This window comes from Brooklawnia sp. (genome assembly GCF_032229645.1).
Lineage (GTDB): Bacteria > Actinomycetota > Actinomycetes > Propionibacteriales > Propionibacteriaceae > Brooklawnia.
Window position 1 is genome coordinate 1 of sequence record NZ_JAVTWX010000072.1, and the last position, 7,857, is coordinate 7,857.

Sequence of the window (7,857 nt, forward strand, 5' to 3'; positions counted from 1 at the left end):
GTCATCGCCACCAGCTGCGCCACCTCGCCCGCCACGATCTGCCGCTGCGCCTCATTCAACGCGGCCAACGCCTCACCACTGGTCGCAGGTGTGACCAGTAGCCTCGGATCGCAGATAGGGGTGTCCATGGCCAAAGTCTACTAGAACAAATGAGCGAATACCAGGCCGGTAGGCGAACGTTGCGCGATTATTTTGATGCGCTATTCGAATAGCCAGGAGGAACGCCGTCAGTGAGCGCAGGCCGAGATCGCCAAGTCGCGTAGCTCGTTGATCATCTGATCGGGATTCTCGGCCCGGTAAACGGCGGTGCCTGCCACGAAGACGTCCGCGCCCGCCTCGGCGGCGCGCTCGATCGTGGCGACCGAGACTCCCCCATCGACCTGAATCCAGATCTCCTGACCCGTCTTCTTCACCAGCTCACGGGTGCGCCGGATCTTCGGCAAGACCGAGTCGAGGAAGCTCTGACCCCCGAAGCCTGGTTCGACGGTCATCAACAGGAGCATGTCGAACTCGGTGATGATGTCGGCATAGGGCTCGATCGGGGTAGCCGGCTTGAGTGCCATGGACGCCCGCGACCCCAGCTTGCGCAGCTCCCGCGCCAGCCTGATCGGTGCCTTGGCTGCCTCGGCGTGAAAGGTCACCGACTCGCAACCAACTTCTGCATACTGCGGCGCCCAGGTGTCCGCGTCCTCGATCATCAGATGGGCGTCGATCGGAGTCGTCGTGTGCTTCCTGAGCGACTCCACAACCGGCAACCCGAGCGTCAGGTTCGGAACGAAGTGATTGTCCATCACATCGAAGTGGATCATGTCCGAGCTGGGGACCTTCGCGACCTCGCCGGCGAGGTCAGCCAGGTCCGCGTTCAGGATGCTGGGAGTGATTCTCATGGCCACGTGTCTGAGCTTACCGGAGCGCACGCCTCAGGCACCCCTGGGCGCATCGATGCGCCGCAGCAGCGCGCAGAACATCGCGTCGGTGCCGTGGATATGCGGCCAAAGCTGGATGAACCGAGGGTCGAGACGACTGGCCGCAGCTGGCACGTCCGGCAGCAGGGCCGGTGCATCGAGCACCTCCACGCCGTTGGCCTGCGCCACCACATCGACGGTCTCCGCACGGTGCGGTGAGCATGTGACATAGGCGACGATGCCCCCCGGCATGGTCGACGCGATCGCGTTGGTCAGCAGCTCACGCTGCAGTGCCGCGAGTTCGCTCACCTGAGAGCTGTCCCGACGCCAACGCGATTCCGGACGCCTGCGCAGCGCCCCGAGCCCGGTGCAGGGCACATCGGCCAGGGTCAATGCCATCGAGCCGGCCACCCAGGCGGGTTCACGGCCGTCGGCCACGACCACCTGGTAGCCGCCGGGATACGCGCGCAACGCCCTGGCCACCAGCTCGGCACGATGGACCTGCGGCTCGGCGGCCACTAGAAGAGTCGGGCATAGCCCGCGCAGCAGCGCAGACTTGCCGCCCGGCCCCGCGCACAGGTCGAGCCATGGTCCCCTCGGACGCGGATGAACCGCCGTCGCGGCCTGGATCACCAGCTGGCTGCCCTCGTCCTGGACACCCGCCCTGCCCTGCCTGATGGCGGGCAGCTCACTGGGATTGCCCGGCCGCTCCACACCCCACAGCGACCACGGGGCCCGCCGGGCACCTTCGGTCAGCAACTCGGTGCGCTTGGCCAATCCTGGACGCACCACGAGCATCGGCACCGGGGGCCGGTTATCCGCCTCAAGCAGAGCGGCCAATTCGTCATCGTCGCTGTGCAGGGCATCGGCGAGCGCGTCCACGATCCAGTGCGGATGTCCCAGGCGCAAGCCCATCTCGGCCCGCGGGGAGAGCGTCTCGCCGAGCTGATCGCACCACTGATCGAAGTCTTTCGACGACAACTTCCGGACGATGGCGTTCACCAGGCCGGTCACCCGCTCGGAGATCGCCACCCCGGCAAGGTCGACGCTGGATGCGACAGCGGCGTGCTGAGGCACCCGCATCCGGAAGAGCTGATGACAGCCCAGCCGCAGCACATCGACCACCTCGACCTGCAGACTCGACAGCGCTCGTCCGGCCGCGGCCTCGATGATGCGGTCGTAGCTGCCCTGCATGCGGCAGGTACCGTGCACCAATTCAATGACAAATCCGGCGTCGCGTGGATAGAGCCCGGCGGTCAACTCCGAGGTCACCAGATTCGCGTAGGCGCCGTCGCCATTGATGGCCCGCATCGCGTCAAAGGCGATCAGCCGCGGCTCGTCGATGCTGCGTCGTGGCCGGGAATAGCGTCGCTCAGCCATTGAAGCGCACCTGGTCGAGACCATCGTGCTGACCGCGCGCCCAGTCGGCGCCGGACATCGGTTTACGTCCTGCGGCTTTCACCTGCACCAGCTGAAGATCGCCGCCGCCGGTGCCTACCCACAGGTGCTTGCGGTCGGCCGCGAGCGTGCCCAAAGCCAGGGGTTCGCCGTCTCGTTGCGCCTGCGACACGGCGAGCACCTGAAAGCGCTCGCCGCCCAGGACGGTCCAGGCACCCGGATTTGGGCTCGCTGCTCTCACCAGCCGGTCGACCTCGGCGGCGGATCGTGTCCAGTCGATGCGGACATCCTGGGGGCGGATCTTCGCTGCGGTGGTGATGCCCTTATCGGATTGCGGGATCGGTTCAATACCCGCGATCGCATCGTCCAAGGCAGCGGCCAGGACCGGCGCCCCCAGATCGGCAAGCCTGGCCAATAGTGCCCCGCTGGACTCCCCCGGCTCGATCGGAACCTCGAGGCTGCGATAGACCGGCCCGGCGTCGAGCTTCTTCACGATACGAAATGCGGTGGCTCCGCTCACCTGGTCGCCCGACCAGATGGCACGTTGTACCGGTGCCGCACCCCGCCAACGCGGCAGCAACGAGAAGTGCAGGTTGATCCAGCCACCGGGCACCGCGTCGAGCAGGTTCTGCGGCAGCAACATGCCGAAAGCCACGACCGCGGCCACGTCCGCATTGAGCGCGCGCACCTGGACGACGAGTTCGTCGTCGGGTTGGGCCGGCTTCAGCACGGGGATGCCCAGTTCGTCGGCGAGCCTGGCCACCGGAGAAGCAGTGAGCTTCTTGCCGCGTCCGGCCGGCGCGTCGGGGCGGGTCAGCACCGCAACGATCTCGTGGCCCTGATCGGCAAGAAGACGCAGGCTTGGCAGGGCGGTCTCGGGTGTTCCGGCGAAGATGACTCTCACGCGCCCAAGCCTAGCCAGGATCCACCTTCGGCTGATTGATCTATAGCTGCGCCGGATCGACCCGCACCCGGATGGCGCCCGTCATCTTGCGGGCGGAGCGCACCGCCATCGCGGCCTTGACCTTCGCGACCAGATCTGCCCCCGAGCTCAGCGGCGCCCGCAGCGAGAGCTGCCAGAGCGGCTCCTCCTGGCCTATCGCCAGAGGTGCGGTCAGCTCGACGGGGCCCAGTAGATCGGCACCGGAGCCGGGACCGAGCAGCTCAATGAACTCGCCGAGGGCACCAGCCGGGCCGCTCGCGGTGATGAACCTGACGGCCGGCGGGTAGCCGGCTTCGGCACGCTCGGCGAGCTCGAATTCGGCGTGCCGGGCGGGATCCAGCCGCACCAATGCCTGGATCGTACGCACCTGTGCGGGCCCGGCCACACAGACAGTCCCGCCTTGCGAGCCGCCACGCACCAAAGCGACAGCATTGAGCCAGCGCCTCAGCGCCTCCTCGGCGGCCCGCAGGTCCGGGCGTTCCAGCAGCCGGTTGGCATCCAGCAGAACCGCTGCCGCATAACCGTGTGAGGCCGGTGGTTCTGCTCCTGGCGTGGCCACCACGAGAGCAGGTTGCTCCCCGACCTCGTCGATCACCCGGTCGCCGGAGCTTTCCCGCACCAGGATGCCGGGAAAGGCGCGGCCAAGTTCTTCGGCGGTGCGTTGCGAACCGATCACCGGTGCCCGCAGCTCACCGGAACCGCAGACCGCACAGCGCCAGTCGGTGATGATACGTCCGCACCAGGTGCAGTCGAGTTGGCGGCCCGCGGCGGATCGTCGCAAGCGAACCGGTCCGTGGCAAGCCGGACAGGCAACCGAAGTACGGCATTTCTGGCAGGCCAGGGCGGGCAGATAACCGGCCCTGGGCACCTGTACCAGCACGGGGCCTGAGGTCAGCCCAGTGCGGATGGTGTCAAAGACGATCCGGGGCAGCCGGGTGCGGCTGCCCCGCGGATCGCGTTCCAGGGCCAGATCGGAGTCGGCCGTGGCACGTACCGCTGCGCTGCCGTGCCGCATCTGGCCCGGGGGCAGCTCAATAGCATGCAACCATCCCCGTTCGCACCAGGCCTGGACCTCGGCAGTCCGGCCGTGACCTGCCAGCAGCAGCGCTGTCTGTTCGCTGCCCGCACGTAGCGCTGCGACGTCGCGCGCGTGCGGGTAGGGCGCGTGCGGTTCGGAATGCAGGTCGTCTCCGTCGTCCCACAGACAGATCAGGCCGAGGTCGGCGACCGGTGCAAGACTGGCCGGCCGAGTGCCGATGACCACCTTGGCCTCGCCACGGATGATCGCCAGATAGTTTCGGTAGCGGGCTGCCGTGCCCAGATCGGTGTGCAGTTCCGCGATCGCTCCCAGGCCGATCACTGCACCCAACGCGTCGCGCACCTTCACCAGATCGCGGTGGTCGGGCACCACGATGATGACGCCACGCCCGGCACGTAGCGTCGCGATCGTGGCCTGGATGAACCCGCGGGTCCAATCATCGAGCCCGTGCGCGTCGGCGGCGAATCGAGGAGCAACCTGCCAATAGGTGCGCAGCGGCTGGCTCTTCTCCAAGCCGGTTAGGAAGGCCTCTCCGTCGGGATAGCTCGCGAATCCGCCGGGCGGCATCTGCTCGGCGGCCGGTTGCGGCCAGGTCACCTGATCGGCGTTCTCGGTGGCCGCGTGCCTGGGCGGTACTGCCAGCCGGACGACATCAGCGAAAGATCCCGCGTAGTGATCGGCGACCGCACGGATCAACCGCACCTGAGCCGGGGCCAGGACCGAGACCGGCGAGACCACCTTCGACAGCGGGGAGAGCTTGGTGACGATCTCGCTGTGGTCGGCCAGTTCGATGACATATCCGTCGCGCAGCTTGCCGGCGAACCGCACCCGCACTCGCACCCCGGGCTTGACGTCTTCAGCCTGCGCCTCGGTGACCGCGTAGTCGAAGAGGCGATCCAGATGCGGCAATGGCATATCCACCGCAACCCGCGCGATCATCGGCGACACCCCTTTCTGGCCACCCAGCGCTCGGTGATCCGGCTGGTTGGTACTGCGATTCAGGCTATCGGCCGGGTATGACAAAGGCAGCCGGGCTGAGTTAGCCACGGCTGCCTTCCGGAGTGTTCTCTCAGCCCCGCACTTTGGCGGCGAGTTGCTCCGCGCGGTCGGTGCGCTCCCAGGTGATGTCGGGAAGCTCGCGGCCGAAATGGCCGTAGCAGGAGACCTGGGAATAGATCGGCCGGCGCAAGTCGAGCGCCTGCACGATCGCGGCCGGACGCAGGTCGAATACCTCGCGTACCGCAGCGGCGATCTGCTCGTCCGGGACCTCGCCGGTGCCGAAGGTATCGATATACAAGCTGGTCGGGTGGGCGGCACCGATCGCATAGCTGACCTGGGCCTCGCATCGTGATGCCAGTCCGGCCGCGACGATGTTCTTCGCAACCCAGCGCATCGCATAGCTGGCCGAGCGGTCGACCTTGCTCGGGTCTTTACCGCTGAAGGCGCCGCCACCGTGACGGGCCATGCCGCCGTAGGTGTCGACGATGATCTTGCGGCCGGTCAGCCCGGCATCGCCGGCAGGTCCGCCGATGACGAAACGCCCGGTCGGATTGATCAGCACCCGTGCCGACGCAGCATCGAAGCCATAGGACGCGAGCACCGGGGCGATGACCTCGCGGCGCAGATCGGGATCGAGTTGCCCCGCCACGTCGACATCCGCACGATGTTGGGCCGAGACCACGACAGTATCGACGGCCGCCGGCTTCCCGGCGTGGTCGTAGGATACGGTGATCTGGGTCTTGCCATCGGGACGCAGATAGTCCAGCGTCTGGTCGCGGCGCACCTGGGTGAGTCGTTCGGCCATCCGGTGGGCCATCTGGATGGGCAGCGGCATCAGTTCGGGGGTCTCGTCGCAGGCGAAGCCAAACATCAGGCCCTGGTCGCCGGCACCCTGCAGATCGAAGTCGTCGACTGCCTCGCCGTGCCGGGACTCCCAGGAACCCAGGACCCCTTGGGCGATGTCCGGCGACTGATTGTTCAACGTCACCATGACGCCGCATGATCCGCCATCGATGCCCTTGGACGCCGAGTCGAAGCCGATCTTCAGCAACCGCTCGCGGGCAAGCTCCTGGATGTCGACATAGGACTCGGTGGTCGCCTCACCCGTGACGATGACAACGCCGTTCGCAACCAGCGTCTCGACGGCGGTATGCGAATCGGGATCCTCGGCCAGCATCGCGTCCAGGACAGAGTCCGAGATGGCATCGGCGACCTTGTCGGGGTGACCTTCGGTGACGGATTCGGAAGTGAACTGTCTACCCATGAAGATCAGGCTGGATCGATGTCGCCGAACGGATCGGTCAGCGAAAAGTCCGGATCATTGAGTGCCTCGGCACGGGCGGCGGCCTCGGCCTCGGGATCGATCTCGGTGTACTGCAGCTGGCCGGCCTGAACCTCGCGCAACGCGATCGACAGTGCCTTCTCCTGCGGGAGCGTCTCGACCAGCGGGCCGACCGACTCGAGCAGACCTTCTCCCAGCTGGGCGTAGTAGGCATTGATCTGACGCGCGCGTTTGGCGGCGAACAGCACCAGCCGATACTTCGAGTCCACCGACTCGAGCAGGTCGTCGACCGGCGGATTGGTGATGCCCTCGGGAATGTGTGTGCTCAAGATAAAGTCCTCGCAGAAGCTGACGCTAGAAATCACAGACCTATGAACTTTACCAGCTCATCGACTGTGTTTTCCACTGTGACATTGGCGATGGTGCGATCGAACTCGCCTGCGGCGGCCATCTCCTGGCGTGCGGTCTCAAGACGACGAGCCATCTCTTCCTCGGTCTCGGTGCCTCGTCCGTGCAATCGTCGCACCAACTCGTCCCAGTCCGGTGGAGCGATGAAGATCTGTTTCGCCTCGGGCATCGTCCTGCGCACCTGCCGGGCGCCTTGCAGATCGATCTCGAGAATCGTCGGGATGCCTTCGGCAAGTTTGTCCACGACCGCTTGTCGGGGCGTCCCATAGCGATGCGCCCCATGGACGCATGCCCACTCGAGAAGGCCATCATTCGCTATCAGATCGTCGAAGGCAGCGTCGTCCACGAAGAAGTAGTGAACGCCGTCGATCTCGCCGGGGCGCGGTGGACGAGTCGTCACCGAGACCGAGACATAGAGCCGCGGATGGCGGTCTTTCAGGGCCGCCACAACGGTGCCCTTGCCAACTGCAGTCGGTCCACTGATGACGTACGCGCCCAGCGCCTTGCTCATCAGGTCAGTTGAACTCTGACTTGAGTCCGGCGACCTGATGCCGACCGAGACCGCGGACACGCCGATTGGCCGCGATGTCGTATTTCTCCATGATCTCAGCAGCTCGCTTCTCGCCGATACGCGGGACGGCCTTCAACAGATCGGCTACCCGGATATGAGCGAGAACATCGTCCTTGGCGCACTCATCGAGTGCATCGGCCAGGGTCTTCGAGCCATCGCGAACTGCATTCTTCAGTGCAGCGCGTGCCCTGCGGGATTCGGTAGCTGCGGCCCGAGCGGCTTGTAGCTGCTCAGGAGACAGTGTTGGAATTGCCACGTCGAGTTTCTCCGTTTCATCTCTCGCACGCCGAGGTCGAGTATCCATGGTGCCCA

The 7,857-nt window shown here is 66.0% G+C and carries 8 protein-coding genes; all 8 read right to left on the bottom strand.

Translation table 11 applies throughout. The features are described from left to right. Positions 1–227: 227 nt before the first annotated feature. Positions 228–887, bottom strand: coding sequence for a ribulose-phosphate 3-epimerase (gene rpe / locus AAFP05_RS04910; RefSeq protein WP_341728735.1), 660 nt, complete (start codon positions 885–887; stop codon positions 228–230). A gap of 33 nt (positions 888–920) precedes the next feature. Beyond that, positions 921–2,285 carry an RsmB/NOP family class I SAM-dependent RNA methyltransferase gene (locus tag AAFP05_RS04915; RefSeq protein ID WP_341728736.1) on the bottom strand — a complete coding sequence of 455 codons (1,365 nt, stop codon included), beginning with the start codon at positions 2,283–2,285 and terminating at the stop codon, positions 921–923. Then, positions 2,278–3,207, bottom strand: coding sequence for a methionyl-tRNA formyltransferase (gene fmt / locus AAFP05_RS04920; RefSeq protein ID WP_341728737.1), 930 nt, complete (start codon positions 3,205–3,207; stop codon positions 2,278–2,280). The genes AAFP05_RS04915 and fmt overlap by 8 nt, the downstream gene beginning before the upstream one ends. A 40-nt stretch (positions 3,208–3,247) precedes the next feature. After that, entirely contained in the window at positions 3,248–5,224 is a 1,977-nt protein-coding gene (locus AAFP05_RS04925; protein ID WP_341728738.1) for a primosomal protein N', read from the bottom strand. A 130-nt stretch (positions 5,225–5,354) separates the two neighbouring features. Then, positions 5,355–6,548 (bottom strand): methionine adenosyltransferase, encoded by a 1,194-nt coding sequence (gene metK, locus AAFP05_RS04930; protein ID WP_341728739.1) that lies wholly within the window; start codon positions 6,546–6,548, stop codon positions 5,355–5,357. A gap of 5 nt (positions 6,549–6,553) precedes the next feature. Beyond that, positions 6,554–6,895, bottom strand: coding sequence for a DNA-directed RNA polymerase subunit omega (rpoZ, locus tag AAFP05_RS04935; protein WP_341728740.1), 342 nt, complete (start codon positions 6,893–6,895; stop codon positions 6,554–6,556). Positions 6,896–6,927: 32 nt separating this feature from the next. Continuing rightward, a complete protein-coding gene (gmk, locus tag AAFP05_RS04940; RefSeq protein ID WP_341728741.1) occupies positions 6,928–7,485 on the bottom strand; it encodes a guanylate kinase in 558 nt (185 codons plus the stop codon). A 4-nt stretch (positions 7,486–7,489) separates the two neighbouring features. Further along, the gene (mihF, locus tag AAFP05_RS04945; RefSeq protein ID WP_341728781.1) at positions 7,490–7,849 is read right to left on the bottom strand and encodes an integration host factor, actinobacterial type; all 360 of its coding nucleotides are present in this window, start codon (positions 7,847–7,849) and stop codon (positions 7,490–7,492) included. Between the last annotated feature and the right edge of the window lie 8 nt (positions 7,850–7,857).